At 76.0% G+C, this 18472-nt stretch carries 16 protein-coding genes; 10 read left to right on the plus strand and 6 right to left on the minus strand.

All coding sequences use genetic code 11. From position 1 onward, the window contains the following. Positions 1-68: 68 nt before the first annotated feature. Both ACFZBX_RS06545 and ACFZBX_RS06550 read left to right on the plus strand, forming a co-directional pair. The gene (locus tag ACFZBX_RS06545) at positions 69-1349 is read left to right on the plus strand and encodes a sensor histidine kinase (RefSeq protein WP_391531827.1); all 1281 of its coding nucleotides are present in this window, start codon (positions 69-71) and stop codon (positions 1347-1349) included. Next, positions 1349-2011, plus strand: a complete 663-nt coding sequence (locus ACFZBX_RS06550; RefSeq protein WP_391532087.1) for a response regulator — start codon at positions 1349-1351, stop codon at positions 2009-2011. Before ACFZBX_RS06545 ends, ACFZBX_RS06550 begins: the two co-directional genes overlap by 1 nt. 83 nt (positions 2012-2094) lie before the next feature. Here the strand turns inward: ACFZBX_RS06550 and ACFZBX_RS06555 are convergent, their stop codons facing one another. The 3 genes from ACFZBX_RS06555 to modA all read right to left on the minus strand — a co-directional run bounded on the left by ACFZBX_RS06555 (position 2095) and on the right by modA (position 4941). Then, a complete protein-coding gene (locus ACFZBX_RS06555) occupies positions 2095-3174 on the minus strand; it encodes an ABC transporter ATP-binding protein (RefSeq protein WP_391531828.1) in 1080 nt (359 codons plus the stop codon). A 106-nt stretch (positions 3175-3280) separates the two neighbouring features. After that, entirely contained in the window at positions 3281-4141 is an 861-nt protein-coding gene (locus tag ACFZBX_RS06560; RefSeq protein WP_391531829.1) for an ABC transporter permease, read from the minus strand. Beyond that, on the minus strand, positions 4138-4941 hold the full coding sequence (gene modA, locus ACFZBX_RS06565) for a molybdate ABC transporter substrate-binding protein (protein WP_391531830.1): 804 nt from the start codon (positions 4939-4941) through the stop codon (positions 4138-4140). Before modA ends, ACFZBX_RS06560 begins: the two co-directional genes overlap by 4 nt. A 298-nt stretch (positions 4942-5239) precedes the next feature. Here modA and ACFZBX_RS06570 point away from each other — a divergent pair, with 298 nt between their 5' ends. The 4 genes from ACFZBX_RS06570 to ACFZBX_RS06585 all read left to right on the plus strand — a co-directional run bounded on the left by ACFZBX_RS06570 (position 5240) and on the right by ACFZBX_RS06585 (position 9853). After that, positions 5240-6307: an RNA ligase (ATP) gene (locus ACFZBX_RS06570; protein WP_391531831.1), complete on the plus strand. Its 1068-nt coding sequence runs from the start codon at positions 5240-5242 to the stop codon at positions 6305-6307. Positions 6308-6439: 132 nt separating this feature from the next. Beyond that, entirely contained in the window at positions 6440-7960 is a 1521-nt protein-coding gene (locus tag ACFZBX_RS06575; RefSeq protein ID WP_391531832.1) for a cytochrome P450, read from the plus strand. 309 nt (positions 7961-8269) lie between these two features. Then, complete coding sequence (locus tag ACFZBX_RS06580) at positions 8270-8785, plus strand: RNA polymerase sigma factor (protein ID WP_391531833.1); 516 nt, start codon at positions 8270-8272, stop codon at positions 8783-8785. 42 nt (positions 8786-8827) lie between these two features. After that, positions 8828-9853, plus strand: coding sequence for a hypothetical protein (locus ACFZBX_RS06585; RefSeq protein WP_391531834.1), 1026 nt, complete (start codon positions 8828-8830; stop codon positions 9851-9853). A 114-nt stretch (positions 9854-9967) separates the two neighbouring features. Here the strand turns inward: ACFZBX_RS06585 and ACFZBX_RS06590 are convergent, their stop codons facing one another. Further along, on the minus strand, positions 9968-11407 hold the full coding sequence (locus ACFZBX_RS06590; RefSeq protein ID WP_391531835.1) for a cation:dicarboxylate symporter family transporter: 1440 nt from the start codon (positions 11405-11407) through the stop codon (positions 9968-9970). Positions 11408-11683: 276 nt separating this feature from the next. Between ACFZBX_RS06590 and ACFZBX_RS06595 the strand changes: the two genes are divergently transcribed. Together ACFZBX_RS06595 and ACFZBX_RS06600 are read left to right on the plus strand one after the other, a co-directional pair. Continuing rightward, entirely contained in the window at positions 11684-13384 is a 1701-nt protein-coding gene (locus ACFZBX_RS06595) for an ATP-binding protein (protein ID WP_391531836.1), read from the plus strand. Next, positions 13381-14154, plus strand: a complete 774-nt coding sequence (locus ACFZBX_RS06600; RefSeq protein WP_391531837.1) for a response regulator — start codon at positions 13381-13383, stop codon at positions 14152-14154. Before ACFZBX_RS06595 ends, ACFZBX_RS06600 begins: the two co-directional genes overlap by 4 nt. Here the strand turns inward: ACFZBX_RS06600 and ACFZBX_RS06605 are convergent. Together ACFZBX_RS06605 and ACFZBX_RS06610 are read right to left on the minus strand one after the other, a co-directional pair. Further along, the gene (locus tag ACFZBX_RS06605) at positions 14144-14509 is read right to left on the minus strand and encodes a PH domain-containing protein (RefSeq protein WP_391531838.1); all 366 of its coding nucleotides are present in this window, start codon (positions 14507-14509) and stop codon (positions 14144-14146) included. The genes ACFZBX_RS06600 and ACFZBX_RS06605 overlap by 11 nt on opposite strands. A 65-nt stretch (positions 14510-14574) precedes the next feature. Continuing rightward, positions 14575-15300, minus strand: a complete 726-nt coding sequence (locus ACFZBX_RS06610) for a class I SAM-dependent methyltransferase (protein ID WP_391531839.1) — start codon at positions 15298-15300, stop codon at positions 14575-14577. A gap of 290 nt (positions 15301-15590) precedes the next feature. On the opposite strand from ACFZBX_RS06610, the gene ACFZBX_RS06615 reads away from it, so the two are divergent. Both ACFZBX_RS06615 and ACFZBX_RS06620 read left to right on the plus strand, forming a co-directional pair. Further along, positions 15591-16967 (plus strand): diaminobutyrate--2-oxoglutarate transaminase family protein, encoded by a 1377-nt coding sequence (locus ACFZBX_RS06615; protein ID WP_391532088.1) that lies wholly within the window; start codon positions 15591-15593, stop codon positions 16965-16967. Continuing rightward, positions 16964-18460, plus strand: coding sequence for a pyridoxal phosphate-dependent decarboxylase family protein (locus ACFZBX_RS06620; RefSeq protein WP_391531840.1), 1497 nt, complete (start codon positions 16964-16966; stop codon positions 18458-18460). Before ACFZBX_RS06615 ends, ACFZBX_RS06620 begins: the two co-directional genes overlap by 4 nt. The last annotated feature ends 12 nt before the right edge of the window (positions 18461-18472 follow it).

Genomic DNA, 18472 nt, shown 5'->3' on the forward strand with positions numbered 1-18472 from the left:
CGGGGAGGGGATCTCCCTCCCTCCCGAGAGGGAGGCCGCGCACGGCGCTGACCTGGCAGGATGGCGCGGTGCCCCGAATATTCGCGCCCCTGCTGAGCGCCGTCACCTACGCGCGCTGGCTGCACCTGCTGATCGGCTGGATCTTCGCCGGGGTGGTGCTGATGATCTACCCGGGCGTCGAGGGGTGGAGCCTCGGCGAGGTGCTGGTGCGGGCGCTGCCGTTGGACCTCGCGCTGCTGGCGCTCTTCGCGCTGATGCCCGCGATGCGCCGGGCGGAAGGCGTACAGGCGCGGCTGCTGCTCGTCCCCGACCGCGAGCAGGACATCGCCGTTGAACCGTCCCGCGGTTGGGCCGACCGGCGGCGTACGGCGGGCTGGCTGATCGGGCGGTTCGTCCTCGGCGGGGTGGTCGGCGCCGCCTCGGTCCTCGGGCCCGCCACCGCCTACGACCTGGCCGTGCGGTCGGAACCGGACGTGTTCGGCGTACGGGTGCCCGGAGGGGGCGTCCCGCACTGGGGGCTGCTGCTGTCGCCGCTGCTGCTGTTCGGGCTCGGCTGGTTGGTCGTGTGGGCGGGTCGGATCCAACTCGCCATGGCTGTGCGACTGTTGGGGCCGTCACCGGCGGAGCGGCTGGCCGCGGCCGAGCTGCGCGCCGAACGGCTGCTGGAGCGCAACCTGTTGGCGCGCGAGCTGCACGATTCGATCGGCCACGCATTGACGGTGACGGTCCTTCAGGCGGGCGCCGCGCGCGAGGTCGGCGACCCGGTGTTCTCGGCCAAGGCGCTCGAAGTCATCGAGGAGACCGGCCGGCAGGCGATGGACGACCTCGAACGCACCCTCGCCCTGCTCCGCGACCCGGGTGATCCGGGCGACCCCGTCGGCGCGGGCGGTGCAGGCGGCCAGGGTGGACCGGGCGGGGAGGACATCCGCGAACGGCCCGGCATCGACCGGCTCCCCGCTCTCTTCGAGACCGCCCGCGCCGCCGGCAGCCCCGTCGAGGCCCGGGTCGACGTCCCGCCCGCCGGCCTCCCCGGCGTGCTCTCCCGCGAGGGCTACCGGATCGTCCAGGAGGGCGTCACCAACGCCCTCAAGTATGCGCCCGGCGAGCCGATCAGCGTCCGCGTGGCCGTCCACGACGGCCGGCTGGAACTGCGCTGTGCCAACGCCCTGCCCCCGCACCGAGGCGCGCCGCACCGCAGCACGCCGCACCACGCCGCACCGCGTCGGGGCGGCAAGGGACTTCGCGGCATCCGAGAGCGGGCCGTGCTGCTCGGCGGCGAGGCCAGCGCGGGTGCCGAGTCCGGCGAGTGGGTGCTGGCCGTTCGGGTACCCCTACGCTTGGGCGCGTGATGATCGACATTCTGCTGGCCGACGACGAGGAACTCGTCCGGGCCGGCCTGCGGGCGGTGCTGGAGGCGCAGGGCGACCTGCGGGTGGTCGGGGAGGCGTCCGACGGCGCGGAGGCGGTCGCGCTGGCCCGCCGACTGCGCCCGCACGTGGTGCTGATGGACGTCCGGATGCCCGGCACGGACGGCCTCGCCGCCACCCGTGAACTGGTCCGCGACGGCGCCGCGCCCGGCGGCCGCACGCCGAAGATCGTCGTCGTCACCACCTTCGAGATCGACGACTACGTCTACCAGGCGCTGCGCGCCGGGGCCGACGGCTTCCTGCTCAAGCGCACCAGGCCCGCCGAGATCGCCCAGGCGGTCCGGCTGGTGGCGGCCGGCGAGTCACTGCTCTTCCCCGCCCAGATCCGCCGGCTCGCGGCCGGCCAGGGCAACGCGTCCGCGCGCGCGACGATGGCGCGGGCCGCCCTGACGGAGCGCGAGGCCGAGGTGCTGCGGCAGGTGGCCCGCGGACTGACCAACGGCGAGATCGCCGAACAGCTCTTCCTCGGCGTGCAGACGGTGAAGACGCACGTCAGCAGCGTGCTGGCGAAGCTCGGGGCGCGCGACCGCACCCAGGCGGTGATCCTCGCCTACGAGTCGGGGTTCGTCGCGCCGTCCGACTAGCCGGGCACTGGGCACTGGGCATCGGGCGCCGGACATCGGACGCCGGACGCCAGGCGCCGGACGTCGGGGACGGGGCCCGCGCCTCAGGCCGGGTAGGCGTGCGTCTGGGCGGCCTTGACGGCGGCCCAGACCGCCGCGCCCGGCGCGAGTCCGAGTTCCGCGGCCGCCGCCGGCGTCAGGTCGGCGGCCATCGGCACGGCGCCCGCCAGGTCGGCCCGCACCTGGTCGCCGTGCAGGTCCAGGCCGGCCACCGTCAGCTCCCAGACGTTGCGCGCGCTGCCCTCCGGCCGCGCCCGGTGCAGGGTCACGGCGGACGGCGGGAACGCGACGAACGCGGGCCCGGACAGCTCCTCGTCCGTCGTCAGCACCGCGCCCTGCGGCAGGGTCACCCGGTGCCCGTCCGCCGTGCCCCGGTAGAGGTTGAGGCCGACCAGCCGGGCGATGTAGTCGGTGCGCGGCCGGCGCGCGATCTCCGCCGGGACACCGGACTGCACCTCGTGCCCCTCCTCGATCACCACCAGGCGGTCGGCCAGCACCATCGCGTCCAGCGGGTCGTGCGTCACCAGCACCGCGACCGCCTCGAAATCGGCCAGATGGCGCCGCAGTTGGGCCCGGACGTCGAGCCGGGTGCGGGCGTCCAGGGCGGCCAGCGGCTCGTCCAGGAGCAGCAGCCGCGGCCGCACGGCCAGCGCCCGGGCCAGCGCCACCCGCTGCGCCTGGCCGCCGGAGAGCCGGCCCGGCCGGGCGTCCGCGTGCTCGGCCAGGCCCATCCGCTCCAGCCACCCGGCCGCCTCGGCGCGTGCCTCGCGCTTGGAGCGGCCCCGGCAGCGCGGGCCGAACGCCACGTTGTCCAGCGCGCTGAGGTGGGGGAACAGCAGGTAGTCCTGGAAGACCACGCCGACCGGGCGCTCCTCGGCGGGGGTGTGCAGCCGCCGGGCCGGGTCCTCCAGGACGCGGCCGTCCAGCCGCAGGTGGCCGGCGCCGAGCGGGAGCAGGCCGGCCAGCGCGCGCAGGGCGGTGGACTTGCCGGCGCCGTTCGGGCCCAGCAGCGCGACCACCTCGCCGGGGGCTGCGGTCAGCGCGAGGTCCAGGGTGAACGCGGCGCGCTCGACCCGCAGCCGGGCGTCCAGTCCGGGGGCGGGCCGAGCGATCGGGGCGGTCATCGGCGGGAGCCTCCGGGAGCGGGGACGGCGACGGGAACGGGGACGGGAACGGGGACGGCGACGGGAACGGAGAGGGAGATGGCGACGGACCCGGAAGAGGCGGGCGTCACGGCGCGGACATCCAGCGCTCGCGCAGCCCGGCCAGGACCGCGATCGAGACCACCAGCAGCACCAGCGACAGCGCGATCGCCGCCTCCGGATCCGACTCCATCGCCAGGTAGACGGCGAGCGGCATGGTCTGGGTGCGGCCGGGGAAGTTGCCCGCGAAGGTGATCGTCGCGCCGAACTCGCCGAGCGCCCGCGCCCAGGCCAGCACCGCGCCGGCCCCGATCCCCGGGGCGATCAGCGGCAGCGTCACCCGGCGGAAGACGGTCAGCCGGGAGGCGCCCAGCGTCGCGGCGGCCTCCTCGTAGCGCGGGTCGGCGGCCCGCAGCGCGCCCTCCACGCTGATCACCAGGAACGGCATCGCGACGAACGCCTCGGCGATCACCACACCCGTGGTGGTGAACGGCAGGGTCACGCCGAAGGCGGAGTCCAGCCAGGAGCCGACGATGCCGCGCCGGCCGAGCACCAGCAGCAGCGCCACGCCGCCGACGACCGGCGGCAGCACCAGCGGCAGCGTCACCAGGGCCCGGATCAGTCGGCGGCCCGGCAGTTCGGTCCGGGCCAGCAGCCAGGCCAGCGGCACCCCCAGCACCAGCGACACGCCCGTGGCGGCCGTCGCGCAGACCAGCGACAGGCGCAGCGCCTCCCACACCTGCGGGCTGGTGAGCTGGTCCGACAGCGTGCTCCACGGCGCCCGGACCAGCAGCCCGACCAGCGGGAGGACGAGGAACGCCAGGCCGAGCAGCGCCGGGAGCAGCAGGGCGACCGGCACGCGGTGCGCCCGCCGCCGGCCGCGGCGGCGCGCCGGGCCGTCGGCGATCTCCGGCAGGGCGTCGGGGCGGGCGCGGGTGCGGCGGATCACGGGGCCTGGAAGCCCGCCGCGGTCAGCACCTGCTGCGCCTCGGGCGACTGCACGTAGGCGACGAAGGCGGCGGCGCCGCCCTTGTTCGGTGCCTTGGCCAGCGCGGCGATCGGGTAGTCGTTCACGGCCTGGGCGGCCTCGGGGAAGTCCACGCCGTCGATCTTCCCGGCATCGGCCCGGACATCGGTGCGGTAGACCAGGGAGGCGTCGACCTCGCCCAGTTCGACCTTGGTCAGCGCGCCCTTGACGTCCTGCTCCAGGGTGACCGGGGTGAAGTTGACGTTCGCGGCCTTGAGGGCGGTCAGCGCGGCGGCGCCGCAGGGCACCTCCTTGGCGCAGAGCGCGACCTTCACGCCGGGCGCGGCCAGGCCGGCGAGGCCGGTGATGTGCTTGGGGTTGCCCTTGGGGACAGCGATGGCCAGCGTGTTGCGCACGAAGGTCTTCGGCTCGCCCGACGCGCCGCCCGCGTCGGTGACGGTCTTCATGGTGGCCGGGCTGGCGGCGGCGAAGACGTCGGCGGGGGCGCCGGAGTTGATGCTGGTGGCGAGGGCGGAGCTGCCGCCGAAGTTGAAGGTGACCTTGGTGCCGGGGTTGGCGGCCTCGAACTTCCTGCCGAGGTCGGTGAAGGTCTCCTTGAGCGAGGCGGCCGCGAACACGGTGACCGGGCCGGACGCCTTCGAGGCGTCGGCGCCGGCCGCGTCGTCGCGGCCGTCCGTGCCGCCGCCGCTTCCGCAGGCGGTGGCGCCGAGGGCGAGGACGAGGGCCGCGGCGCCGGCGGCGGTGAGTCTGCGGATGGTCATTCCTTCGCTTCCCCTCCTGGGCGCGCCTTCGGAAGGGCGCGGGTCCACAGCCGCAGTTGCGGCCTTTATGCCGATCATAGTGCCGCATATGCGGTCCGATCATCGCCTTGGCTATCGCAGAGGCCAGGGGCGGCGGAAGCGGCCCCCGGCCGTCGGGCGAGGCGCGGCGGCGGCGCTGAGTCGGCGCGGCGACCCGTGCGCGCCGCCGGAAAACCCTTCGCGCGCGGACGCACCGGGGCGGGAGAGTGGCGCTGTCAGTCCACGGGCCGACCGGCCGAGCCGGGGGAGGAGCACACCCATGTCCACACTGCGGGTCACCGCCGAGCGGTTGACCGTCCTGGAGCACCCGAACGCCGACGCCCTGGAACTCGCACAGGTCGGCCTCTACCGCGCGGTGGTCGCCAAGGGCGCCTACCGCACCGGCGACTGGGCCGTCTACATCCCGGAGCAGGCCGTGCTGCCGGCCCCGCTGATCGCGGAACTGGGGCTGACCGGGCGGCTCGCTGGGAGCGGCGCCGACCGGGTCAAGGCGGTGCGGCTGCGCGGCGAGCTGTCCCAGGGCATCGTCTGCCGGCCCGCCGCGCTGGCCGGCACCGACCTGGAGGCCGCCGCCGGGCGCGGCGAGGACTTCGCCGCGCTGCTGGGCGTCACCAAGTGGCAGCCGCCGGTGCCCACCTCGATGAGCGGCGACGTGGTGGCGGCCCCGGGCCTGCTGCCCTGGGTGGACGTCGAGAACCTCAAGCGCTTCCCGGACGTCTTCGCGCCCGGCGAGCCCGTCGTGGTGACCGAGAAGCTGCACGGCAGTTGCTGCCTGCTCACCTACGACGCCGCCACCGGCGAGGTGCGGGTCTCCTCCAAGGGGCTCGCCGCGCGGGGGCTGGCGCTCGCCGAGGACGGCCGCAACCTGTACTGGCGGGCGGTGCGGGCGCACGGCGTCGCCCGGGTCGCCGAGCGGCTGGCGGAGCGGCTGGGGGCCGAGCGGGTCGGCGTCTTCGGCGAGGTCTACGGCGCGGGTGTGCAGGACCTCACCTACGGCGGGTCCGGACGCGGCGAGGTGCCCGGCTACGCGGTGTTCGACGTCTCGGCGGTCGTCGACGGGCGGCTGAGCTGGCTGCCCGCCGCCGAACTGCTGGACGGGGAGCTGCCGTTGGTGCCCGAGCTGTGGCGCGGGCCGTTCGCGCCGGACACCGTGCTGGAGCTCGCGCAGGGCCGCGAGACGGTCTCCGGGCGCGGGCTGCACGTGCGCGAGGGCGTGGTGGTCCGGGCGGTGACCGAGCGCTACAGCCCGGTGGTCGGCGGTCGCGCCATCGCCAAGGCGGTCGGGGACGCCTACCTCACCCGCAAGGGCGGCACGGAGTACGAGTAGGACGAACAGGGGGCGTGAAAGGCCCGGCGCGCGCCGTACGGCGACCGCCGGGCCGACCCGTGCGCTCCTTCTGCTCTGATTACCACTCAGTTACGTTGGAAGTGGTACGAGGGGTACGACCGAGGAGGGGACATGGCACACACCATCGCCGCCGGAACCGTCGCTGCGGCCTCACGCGCCGGCTCCGGCGCGGGCGCCGCGAAACGGATACCGGGCCCGCCCGGACTCCCCCTGGTGGGCTCGCTGTTCGACCTGACCCGGCGCCCGCTGCGGACCTACCTCGACGCCCGCCGCGACTACGGCGACGTCGTCCGGTTCGTGGCCGGCCCGCCCGGGCTGCGCGCCGAGTTCTACGCCGTCTTCTCCCCGGAGGGCGCGCACCAGGTGCTCGGCAGCCAGGCCGCCAACTTCCGCAAGGACAACAGCTTCTACGACGAACTGCGGGTCAGCCTCGGCAACGGCCTGCTGACCAGCCTGGACGGTGACTACCAGCGCCAGCGCCGGCTGATCCAGCCGCTGTTCACCCGCCGCCGGGTGGACGGCTACGCGCAGGCGGTCGGCGTGGAGTGCCGGGCGCTGGCCGAGCGGTGGCGGGCGGCGCCCGACGGCGTGGTCGACCTGGGCGGGGAGATGTCGCGCTTCGCGCTGCGCACGGTGTCCCGGATCCTGTTCGGGGCGGACGTGGAGGAGGCGGTGGAGGTGGTGCACCGCAGTTTCCCGGTGATAGGGGAGTTCGTCCTCGAACGCGGATTCGCGCCGGTCCCGGTGCCCCGCTCCTGGCCGACGCCGTCCAACCGGCGCGGCGCCGGGGCGCGCCGTGACCTCTACGCGGTGTGCGACCGGATCATCGCCGAGCGGGCCCGGCGGGCGGAGCGCTCCGGCGGGGTGCTCGCGGTGGACGGGCCGGGCGGGCCGGGCGGTTCTCACGGAGCGTCCGGCGCCGGGGGCCCGGCCGGTGCGGGCGGCACGGGCGGCACGGGCGGCACGGAGGACCTGCTGGAGCTGCTGACCCGGGCCCGTGGCGAGGACGGCGAGCGGCTGGACCCGGACGAGCTGCGCGACCAGGTGCTGATCTTCCTGCTCGCCGGTCACGAGACCACGGCGACCTCGCTCGCCTTCGCGCTGTTCCTGTTGGCCAAGCACCCCGAGCAGCGCCGCCTGGCGCGCGAGGAGGCGGACGCGGTGCTGGCCGGGCGCGAGCCCGTGGCCGCCGACCTGGAGGCGCTGCCGTACCTGACCCGGGTGCTGAAGGAGGCCATGCGGCTCTACCCGGCCGCCTCGCAGATGGGGCGCCGCTCGGTGGAGGAGTCGGTGGTCGACGGTCACGTCATCCCGGCCGGCGCCCAGGTGATCCTGGCGCCCTGGGTGACCCACCGGCACCCCGATCACTGGGAGGAGCCCGACCGCTTCGACCCCGACCGCTTCCTGCCCGAGCGGGAGAAGGGGCGCCACCGGTACGCCTGGTACCCGTTCGGGGGCGGGCCGCGGGCCTGCATCGGGCAGCACTTCTCGATGCTGGAGTCGGTGCTGACGCTGGGCGCGCTGCTGCGGGAGTTCGACCTGGAGGCGATCGACCGCGGGGTGCGGCTCGGGCAGGGCATCACGCTCCAGGTGCGCAGCCCGATGCGGGTCCGGCTGACGCCGCGCGGCTGAGCGTACGCGCGGGCGTGCGTACGCGAGGACGTACGGGCGTGCGGGTGTTCGCCTGTGCGTTCGTGCGGGTGCGCGCGTGGTGGTGCAGGCGGGGCAGGTCGGCGGGGCGGGACGCATCACCGGGATGCGCAGCGGGCAGGAGGACCGCGACCGTGGCGGGCGACGCGTCGCGGGGGTTCCGGTCGGTGGCCGCCAACCGGGCTGCGGGGTGCCGAGTTCCGAGGGGGCGGCATGGCGAGCGCGCCGGGTTGTCGGGGCGAACGGGGGCCGGACCGCTGTTCCGGCGCCGAATCGGCGGAGTTCGACCGGGTGTTCACGGAACTGCTGCCCAGGCTGCACCGGGCGGCCGCGCGCCTGCTCGGAAGCCCGTTCGGCGCGGGGGACGTCGTCCACGAGGTGTATCTGCGCATCGCCCGGCGGCCCGCCCGCTTCCTCGGCCATCCGCGGCCCTATGCCTACGCGTTCACCGCGATGGTCAACGTCGTGCGCGACGAGTGGCGCCGTGACCGCCGCCGGCTGGTGCCGTTCGAGGCGCTGGAGGACGTCGAGGCGCTCGGCGGCGGGGAGGCGGGCGGGCAGGCCGAGCTGCAGGCGCACTGGGAGGTGGTGCGCCTGCTGGGCTGCCTGACGGCCAAGCAGGCGCGCGCCGTCCTGCTGGTCGACCTCGACGGGTACGGGCTGGAGGAGGCCGCGGCCCTGCTCGGTGTGCACCGCTCCACCCTGGCCCTCACCCGGCGGCGGGCGCTGGAGCGGCTGCGGACCGTCCTCGAACGGGAGCGCGAGACGGCCGACGGGCGCGGGACCGGCTCCGACGCGCCGGGCTGACGGATCATCAGCCCGCGCCCGGTCCGGCCCGTACGCTGAACCGTGATCACGTACGAGGAGCGTCGGCTCCGCTCGCTGGCGGACGAGGGCCGTTGGATCGAACTGCTGGGCGCCTACCGGCAGGCGCGCGCCACCGCCGTCGCGTTCGGGCCGGTGCAGGGCGGGCCCGTGCGGGGCGGGCCGGTGCGGTTCGGCCCTGCACGGGGCGCCGTCGAGGCCGCTCCGCTCGGCCACCTGATCGCGTACGCCGCGCCGCCCGAGGTCGCCGCCCGGCTGTTCGACCCGGACGGCGGCCCCGGCACCGCCGCCGGCGTCGCCGACCACGACGCCGGGCCGCTCTGGGAGGTGCTGGCGACCCGCCATTGCTGGCGGCGGCTCGCCCCGCTGCTCGGCCCGCCCCCGGTGCGGCGGCTGGTCGCGCAGACCCGGGTGCTGCTCGGGGAGGACCTCTCCCGGGACGCCGAGCCGGACGGGGAGGGCGTCCCGCTGCTGCTGGAGCGGTGGGAGGCGGCGGGCCGGGGCGAGGGCGCGCCGGTGCGGGAGTACCTGCGCGACGGCGGCTCGCGCAGCGCGCTGCTGACGCTGCCGGCCAGCCGTGAGGGCCTGGCCCCGGTGGACCTCCCTGAACCCGGCGCCCGGCTGCCCGGGCAGCCCGCCACCCGGGCGCTCGCCGAGCTGGCCGGGTGGGCGCGGGCGGTCTGCGTGCGGGGGCCGGCGCCGCACGCCGCCGCGCAGCTCGCACCCGGGCGGGTGGTCACCGGCGGGTACCTGCCGTTCGCGCTCGCCTGGCCGGCGCTGGTGCAGGCGGGCGTCGCGGACCGGGCGCACGGCGCGGCACACGGGCGGCTGGCGCTGTGGCGGGTGCTGGCGGCGATGACCGGGGCCGGGCGGCCGGGGCGGCCGGGGTCGGCGGACCGGGCGGACCGGGCGGAGGTGGAGGCGCTGGTCGCGCGGATGCGGTGCTTCACCTGGGAGGATCCGGCGGACCGGCTGCGGCACCTGCACCTCGCGCTGGAGGACCCGGCGACCGGCCTGAGCTGGGCGGTCAGCGGGTCCGAGGAGGTCTGAGGGGCGGGAGGAGCACGGTGCGGGGAACGCGGAACCCCCGGTCCGGCGCCTTTTCCGGGGGGTTGGGCGGGGCGCCGGACCGGGGGAGTCAGGGGGGTGGGACGGCCGGGTGGCTCAGGCGGCGGTCGCCGGAACCGGTCCCGGGGCGGCGGCCCCGGGCACGGCCCCGGGCACGGACCCGGCGGCGGGTGCCGGTGCGTCGGTCCGCTCGTCGGTCCGGCCGTCGGTCCCGGCGTCGGCGTCCAGCAGCGTCCGCTCGTCGAACGGTGCCGCTCCCGTCAGCACCTGCCGGGCCCGCTCGCGGTCGAACTCCCCGGTCCACTGCCCGATCAGCACGGTGGCGACGGCGTTGCCCGCGAAGTTGGTCAGGGCGCGGGCCTCGGACATGAACCGGTCGATGCCGACGATCAGCCCGACCCCGTCCACCAGGGCCGGCTTGTGCGACTGCAGCCCGCCCGCCAGGGTGGCCAGCCCGGCGCCGGTGACCCCGGCCGCGCCCTTGCTGGCGATCACCATGAAGACCAGCAGCGACAGCTGCTCGCCCACCGACATCGGCTTGTCCAGCGCCTCCGAGATGAAGATCGAGGCCATGGTGAGGTAGATCGCGGTCCCGTCGAGGTTGAAGCTGTAGCCGGTCGGGACGGTGATGCCGACCACCGGGCGGCTGACGCCCAGGTGCTCCATCTTGGCGATCAGCCGGGGCAGCGCGCTCTCCGAGGAGGAGGTGGAGAGGATCAGCAGGAACTCGCGGCCCAGGTAGCGCAGCAGGGTGAGGATGTTGACGCCCGCGACCAGGCGCAGCAGCGCGCCGAGCACCACGACCACGAACAGCGCGCAGGTCAGGTAGAAGCCGGCCATGATGACGGCGAGGCTCTTCAGTGCGGCGGTGCCGGTGGCGCCGACCACCGCCGCCATCGCGCCGAACGCGCCGATGGGTGCCACCCACATGATCATCGCCATCACCCGGAAGACCAGCCGCTGGACGTGCTCGACGCCGCGCAGCACGGGCGCGCCGGCCGGGCCCATCGCCTGGAGGGCGAAGCCGACCAGGAGGGCGACCAGCAGGGTCTGCAGCACCTTGCCCTCGGTGAGCGCGGAGAGCAGGGAGGTCGGGATCATGCCGAGCAGGAAGTCGGTGGTGGACTGGGCGCCGCCGGCGGCCGCCTGGGCGTGGCCGGACTTGGCGAGCGCGGCGGTCAGGTGGAGGCCGCCGCCGGGTTCCAGCAGGTTGCCGACCAGCAGGCCGATGCCGAGGGCGACGGTCGACATGGTGAGGAAGTAGCCGAGCGCCAGGCCGCCGACCCGGCCGACCTTGGCGGCCTTGGTCACCGAGCCGATGCCGAGCACGATGGTGCAGAAGATGACCGGGCTGATCATCATCTTGATGAGGTTGACGAAGCCCGTGCCGACCGGCTTCAGCTCCACCGCGAAGCCCGGCGCGGCCAGGCCCACCGCGACGCCGGCGACGACCGCCGCGATCACGGCGAGGTAGAGGTAGTGGGTGCGGTCCTTCGCTCCGGCGGCCTTTCCCGCTGCTGCTCCGGTGATCGACATCTGCGGCTCCTTCGCCGTGCTGTGCCCGCACGGCGCGCCTGCGTGGGGGTGCGCGGCCGTGCTGTCCTGACGGCCCCGGGTGGTGGGCCGCTCCGACTATGCGGGTCGGCGTGACGCGGGTCACGCTTGCGTTCATAGAGTTCACGCGGGCGCCGGGCGCCGGGCGCCGAAGGCCTGGGGGCCGGGACACCGGGACACCGGGACACCGGGGCGCCGGGGGTGCTGGGGCGCCGCGTGCGCACCGGGCCGCCGCGGTCGTGGTGCACACTGACAGGCATGTCCGCGCGTACCCTCACCCCGCCGCGCCGGCTGGTGCGCAGCCTGGCCGGACAGCTCTTCGTCGTCCAAGTGGTCATCGTCGCCGCCGTGGTGGCCGGCGGGGCGGTGCTCGCGTACCTGTTCACCGCCGAGCGCGCCGAGGACGCCGCCCGCCGACAGGTCACCGCCGTCGCCCACGCCGTCGCCGACTCCCCGGACGTGCTCGCCGCCGTCGGCGGGCCCGACCCGACGGCCGTGCTCCAGCCGTACGCGGAGCGGGTGCGGGTCGACACCGGGGTCTCCTTCGTCACCGTGATGGACACCGACGGCGTCCGCTGGACCCACCCGCTGCCCGAGCAGATCGGGCGCACCTTCCTCGGCCACACCGACTGGGCACTCGCCGGCCGGACCCGCAGCGAGACGTACACCGGCACCCTCGGCCCGTCGGTGCGGGTGGTCACCCCGGTGCTGGACGAGCGGCACCGGGTGGTCGCCCTGGTCAGCTCGGGCATCACGGTGCAGTCCATCTCCGAACGGCTGCGCGGCCCGCTGCTCGCCCTGGTCGGCGTCGCGGCGGGCGCGCTGGCCCTCGGCGGGGCCGGCACCTACCTCGCCAACTCCCGGCTGCGGCGGCACACCCACGGCATGGGCCCGGTCGAACTCAGCCACCTCTACGAGTACCACCAGGCCACCCTGCACGCCGTCCGGGAGGGGCTGGTGCTGCTCGACCGCGACCACCGGGTGGTGCTCTGCAACGACGCCGCGCGTGAACTCCTCGGCCTGGAAGGGGCGGTGGAGGGCCGGCCGGTCGCCGGGCTGGGGCTGCCGGCCGCACTGGTGGCCGCCGTCTCGGGGGCCGGACCGGTCCGCGACGAGGTGCACCTGACCGCCGAGCGCGTGGTGGTGCTCAACACCTCCACCATCGGCACCGGCCTCGGCCGCGTCCTCACCCTCCGCGATCACACCGAACTCCAGTCGCTGAGCGGAGAATTGGACTCGGTGCGCGGCTTCACCGAGGCGCTCGGCGCACAGGCGCACGAGGCCGCCAACCGGCTGCACGCCGTCGTCTCGCTGATCGAACTTGGCCGCCACCGCGAGGCGGTGGAGTTCGCCACCGCCGAACTCGCCCTCGCCCAGCGGCTCACCGACCGGGTGGTGGCCGCCGTCGGCGAGCCCGTGCTGGCCGCCCTCCTGCTCGGCAAGGCCGCCCAGGCGGCCGAGCGGGGCGTGGAGTTGACGCTCACCCCGGACAGCTCCATCGACGACGGGGTGCTGCCGCCGCACCTGAGCGCGCGCGACCTCATCACCGTCCTCGGCAACCTGATCGACAACGCCGTGGACGCCGCCATCGTCGGCGCCGCCGCGAACCCCGAGCCGCCGGAGGTCACCGTCACCGCCCGGATCGACGCCGGGCACCTGCTGCTGCGGGTCGCCGACACCGGCGCGGGCATCGACCCCGGGGCGGTGGAGGACGTGTTCCGGCGCGGCTGGAGCACCAAGGACAAGGAGGACGGGCAGGAGAGCGGGCAGGGACGCGGCCTCGGCCTCGCGCTCGTCGCGCAGGCCGCCCGGCGCAACGGGGGCGCCGTCGAGGTCGGCCGCGAGCGCGGCGCAGTCCTCACCGTGCGCCTGCCGCTCGACCGGTCGGCCGGCGTCGGTACGGCGTCTGCCGGTACGGGGGAGCGCGGGCGCGGTGGGCATGTGGCGGTGGCGCCGTGAGCCCCGGCATCTCCGTCCTGGTCGTCGAGGACGACCCGGTGGCCGCCGACGCCCACGCCCGCTACGTCGACCGCGAACCGGGCTTCCGCACCGCCGGCACCGTGCACGGCTGCGCGCAGGCGCTGCGCTTCCTGGAACGCGAACGCGCCGCCGGGCGGCCCGTCGACCTGCTGCTGCTCGACCTCTACCTGCCCGACGGCCACGGCCTCCAACTCTGCGGCACGCTGCGCGCCGCCGGGCACACCACCGACGTCATCGCCGTCACCTCCGCCCGCGACCTCGCGATGGTCCGCCAGGCCGTCTCGGCGGGCGTCGTCCAGTACCTGCTGAAGCCGTTCGCCGCCGCCGCGCTGCACGACCGCCTGGAGCGCTACGCCCGCTACCGGGACACCCTCGCCCGGACCGGCCCGGCCACCGGGCAGGACGAGGTCGACCAGGCGCTCGCGCTGCTTCGCGCCCCCGAACGCACCGCCCTGCCCAAGGGGTTGAGCGCGCCGACGCTGGACGCCGTCGCCGGTGTGCTGCGCACGGCCCGCACCGGCCTGTCCGCCGCCGCGGCGGGCGCGGCGGCGGGGGTCTCGCGGATCACCGCCCGCCGCTACCTGGAGCACCTGGTCGACTCCGGCCTCGCCGTCCGCGAGCCCCGGTACGGCACGGTGGGCCGCCCGGAGCTGTGCTACCGCTGGACGGGCGGGGGCAGTGGGAGCGGTGGGGGCAGCGGGGGCACTGGGGCCGGCGGGCCCAGTGGGACCAGTGGGTTCAGCGGGTGACGAACTGGGTGAGCAGGGCCTGCACCTCGTAGATGTCCACGCCCTTGGTGAAGTTCTTGGAGATCGGCAGCGCGGTGCCCGACACCCAGATCTTCAGTTCGGCGTCCAGGTCGAAGCTGCCGGCGGTCTCCACCGAGAAGTGGGTGATGGAGCGGTAGGGGATCGAGTGGTACTCGGTCTTCTTGCCGGTGATGCCCTGCTTGTCGACGAGGATCAGCCGGCGGTCGGTGAACAGGAAGGAGTCGCGCATCAGCTGGTACGCCGCGTGGACCTGCTCGCCCGGGCCGAACAGCCGGGCGAACTCCTTCTGGGCCTCGTCGTTGTCCACCCGGTGGGCGTTGCCGAAGAGCGCCATGCCGGCCCCTCTCGTCTGGCACCCGGATCCGGGTGCGGAGGGCTAAGAGTCTGCCATGCCGGTGATCATGGCCGGGCGGCGCCTCCGGAGGTGCCCGCGTCCGTCCCGTTCCCGTTGCCGGCCCCGTTCCCGGTCCGGTTCCCGTTTCCGTTCCCGGTCCGCTCGGCGAGGGCGAGGTAGCGGTCGTCGACGTCTGTGTAGGAGGTGAGGCGCCAGCCGGCGGCGGCGAGCAGGGGGCGGAGGTTGGGTTCGGCCCGCAGGTCGTCCGGGGTGACGGCGCGGCCGTGCCGGGCGGCGAGCGCGGCGCGGCCGACGGGGTGGAACAGTGCGAGCCGGGCGCCGGGGCGCGCCACCCGGGCGAGCTCGCCGAGGGCGCGGGCCGGTTCGGGCAGGTGGGAGATCAGGCCGGCGGCGAAGACGGCGTCCAGCGCGCCGTCGGGCAGCGGCAGCCGGGCGCAGTCGGCGAGCAGCAGGATGGCGGTGCCCGGGTGGCGGGTGGCGGCCTCGTGCAGCATCTCCGGGGTCACGTCGGCGCCGAGCACCCGGCCGTCCGGGCCGACCGCCTCGCGCAGCGGCGGCAGGGCGCGGCCGGTGCCGCAGCCCGCGTCGAGCACCGACTCGCCCGGGTGGAGGCCGAGTTCGGCGACTGCGGCGGCGTAGCGCGGGCCGTCGTCGGGGAACCTGGTCTCCCAGCCGGCGGCGCGGACGGCGAAGAACTCGCGGGTGCGGGCCAGTTCGGCGGCGTACGCGTCATGGTCGGGCGCGGGGCGGGCGGGGAGTGAGGGCGGCATGCGGCGAGGGTAGCGCGGGCGGGAGGCCGGGGTGGGTGACGTCGGAGCGTGACCTCGGGGCGGGTCGCTCGTTGGGGAAACGGGCCCGTTGTCACTCACACGGGTGGTTCCGGCGGCCCGGGGCGGATCCGGGCGAAGCAGAGAAGTAAGGTTAGGCTCACCTAATTTCTTGGGAGCCCGCCTTGACGCTCGCCGCTGAGCCCGCCACCGGTCCGACCGTCCCCGTCCCCGTCCCCGCGCCCACCCCCGCCCAGGCCGACGCGGCCCAGGCCGCGGCCCCGGCCGCCGCCGTGCTGCGGCGCCAGCGCGTCCGCGAGTCCGCCGCCCGCACCTACGCGCGCTCGTTCCCGATCGTCCCCGTGCGCGCCAACGGCATGACCGTCGAGGGCGCCGACGGCCGCCGCTACCTCGACTGCCTCTCCGGCGCCGGCACCCTCGCGCTCGGCCACAACCACCCCGTCGTCCTCGGGGCGATCCGCCGCACCCTCGACAGCGGCGCCCCGCTCCACCTGCTCGACCTCGCCACCGCCGAGAAGGACGACTTCACCACCGCCCTCTTCGAGAGCCTGCCGCCCGCCTTCGCCGACGGCGCGCGCGTCCACTTCTGCGGCCCCGCCGGGACGGACGCCGTCGAGGCCGCGCTCAAACTCACGCAGACCGCCACCGGCCGCTCCGGCGCCCTCGCCTTCACCGGCGCCTACCACGGGATGACCGCCGGAGCCCTCGCGCTCACCGGCAACGTCGCCGTCAAGGAACCGCTGCCCGCCGGCGGCGAGGTGGTCCGGCTTCCCTACCCCTACGGCTACCGCTGCCCGTTCGGGGTCGGCGGGGAGCGCGGCGCCGCCCTGTCCGCCACGTATGTCGAGCGGCTGCTCGACGACCCGTCCGGCGGCGTCGTCCCGCCCGCCGCGATGATCCTGGAGGCCGTCCAGGGCGAGGGCGGCGTCGTCCCCGCGCCCGACGACTGGCTGCGCGCGATGCGCCGGATCACCGCCGAGCGCCGCATCCCGCTCATCGTCGACGAGGTGCAGACCGGCGTCGGCCGCACCGGCGCGATGTGGGCCGTCGAGCACAGCGGCATCCTGCCGGACGCGATGGTGCTCTCCAAGGCCATCGGCGGCAGCCTGCCGCTCGCCGTCGTCGTCTACCGCGAGGAGTACGACGGCTGGCGGCCCGGCGCGCACACCGGCACCTTCCGCGGCAACACCCTCGCCATGGCGGCCGGCGCCGCCACCCTGCGCTACGTCGCCGCCAACGGACTCGCCGAACGGGCGGCGACGGTCGGCGCGCGGATGACCGAACGGCTGCGGGCGCTGGCCGGGGAACTGCCGGTGATCGGCGATGTGCGCGGGCGCGGGCTGATGATCGGCGTGGAACTCGTCGACCCGGCCGCCGAACCCGACGCCTGCGGGGCGCGGCCCGCCGCCCCCGAACTGGCCGTCCGGGTACGGGAGGCGTGCCTGGAACGCGGGCTGATCGTCGAACTCGGCGGACGGCACGACGCCGTGCTGCGCCTGCTGCCCCCGCTCACCATCACCGACGAACAGGCGGCCGCGGTGCTGGACCGGCTCGCCGACGCCATCGCGGCGGCGTCGTCGGCGTCGTCTGTGTCGTCTGTGTCGGCGTCGTCTGCGCCGGCAACGGGGGCCGCAGGGGCCTCCGCATGAACGTGGACGACGACGGCCCGCTGCTCGACGCGCTGTCCGGCGGTGTCGGCGGGCCCGCGGCCCTCGGCCCGCTGCTCGCCACCGTCCTCGACGCCCTGGAGACCGGCGCCACCCGGCGCGGCGGCCCGCTGCCCCCCGGCCGCCCCGCCGACCTCGCCGCCCGCACGGCCGACACGCTCGCCGCCGCACACGGCCCCGACGCCCTCGCCCGCCTCACCGAACTCCTCGCCCACGGCGCCGCCGACCCCGCCGACCCCTACTGCGCCGCCCACCTGCACTGCCCCCCGCTCGCCGTCGCCACCGCCGCCGACCTCGCCGTCAGCGCCCTCAACCCCTCCCAGGACTCCTGGGACCAGGCGCCCGCAGCGACCGCGCTGGAGAGCGCGCTGCTCGCCGAACTCGCCGACCTGGTCGGCTACGACCCCGCCCACGCCGCCGGCGTCCTCACCTCCGGCGGCACCGAGTCCAACCTCATGGGCCTGATGCTCGCCCGCGACCAGCGGCTCGACGGCATCGTCGAACTCGACGGCCTGCTCGGCCTGCCCGCCGGCACCCGGCCCCGGATCCTCGCCTCCCGGGCCGCGCACTTCTCCGTCCAGCGCGCGGCCGCCCTGCTCGGCCTCGGCGAACGGGCCGTCGTCCCCGTCGACGTCGACCGCGCGCTGCGCATGGACCCGGCCGCCCTCGAACGCGCCCTGGCGGAGACCGTCTGGGCGGGCGACACCCCCGTTGCCGTCGTCGCCACCGCGGGCACCACCGACACCGGCGCCGTCGACCCGCTGCCCGCCGCCGCCGACCTCGCCGCCCGCTACGGCGCCTGGCTGCACGTCGACGCCGCGTACGGCGGTGGCGCGCTGCTCTCCGACCGGCTCGCCCCGCTGCTGGCGGGCATCGAACGGGCCGACTCCGTCGCGCTGGACTGGCACAAACTGGGCTGGCAGCCCGCCGCCGCCGGCGTCTTCCTGGTCCGCCGCGCCGAGACCTACGTCTCGCTCGCCCGCCGGGCCGCCTACCTCAACCCGGCCGACGACGAACAGGCCGGCTACCCGGGCCTGCTGGGGCTCTCGCTGCGCACCACCCGGCGGCCGGACGCCTTCAAGCTCGCCGTCACCCTGCGCACCCTCGGCCGAGCCGGACTCGGCCGGCTCGTCGACGCCTGCCACGACCTCGCCCTCGCCGCCGCCGACGCCGTCCGCGCCGAGCCGGACCTCGAACTGCACGCCGAACCGGTGCTGACCGCGCTGCTCTTCCGCTACCGCCCGGCGGACGCCCGGGACGAGGCCGCCGTCGACCGGGTCAACGCCGGGCTGCGCCGGGAACTGCTGCGGGCCGGCCGCGCCGTGGTCGGCCGCACCGAGTTGCCCGGCGAGGGGCCGGGCCGGGTGCGGCTCAAACTCACCCTGCTCAATCCGCACACCACGCCCGAGGAGGTCGTGGGCCTCCTCGGCGAGGTCGCCCGCGCCGGCCGGGAGGCGTGGGTGGTGGGGCGGTAGCGCGGGCGGGGG

Origin of the sequence: Kitasatospora sp. NPDC008115 (assembly GCF_042957205.1) — a bacterium.
GTDB lineage: Bacteria > Actinomycetota > Actinomycetes > Streptomycetales > Streptomycetaceae > Kitasatospora.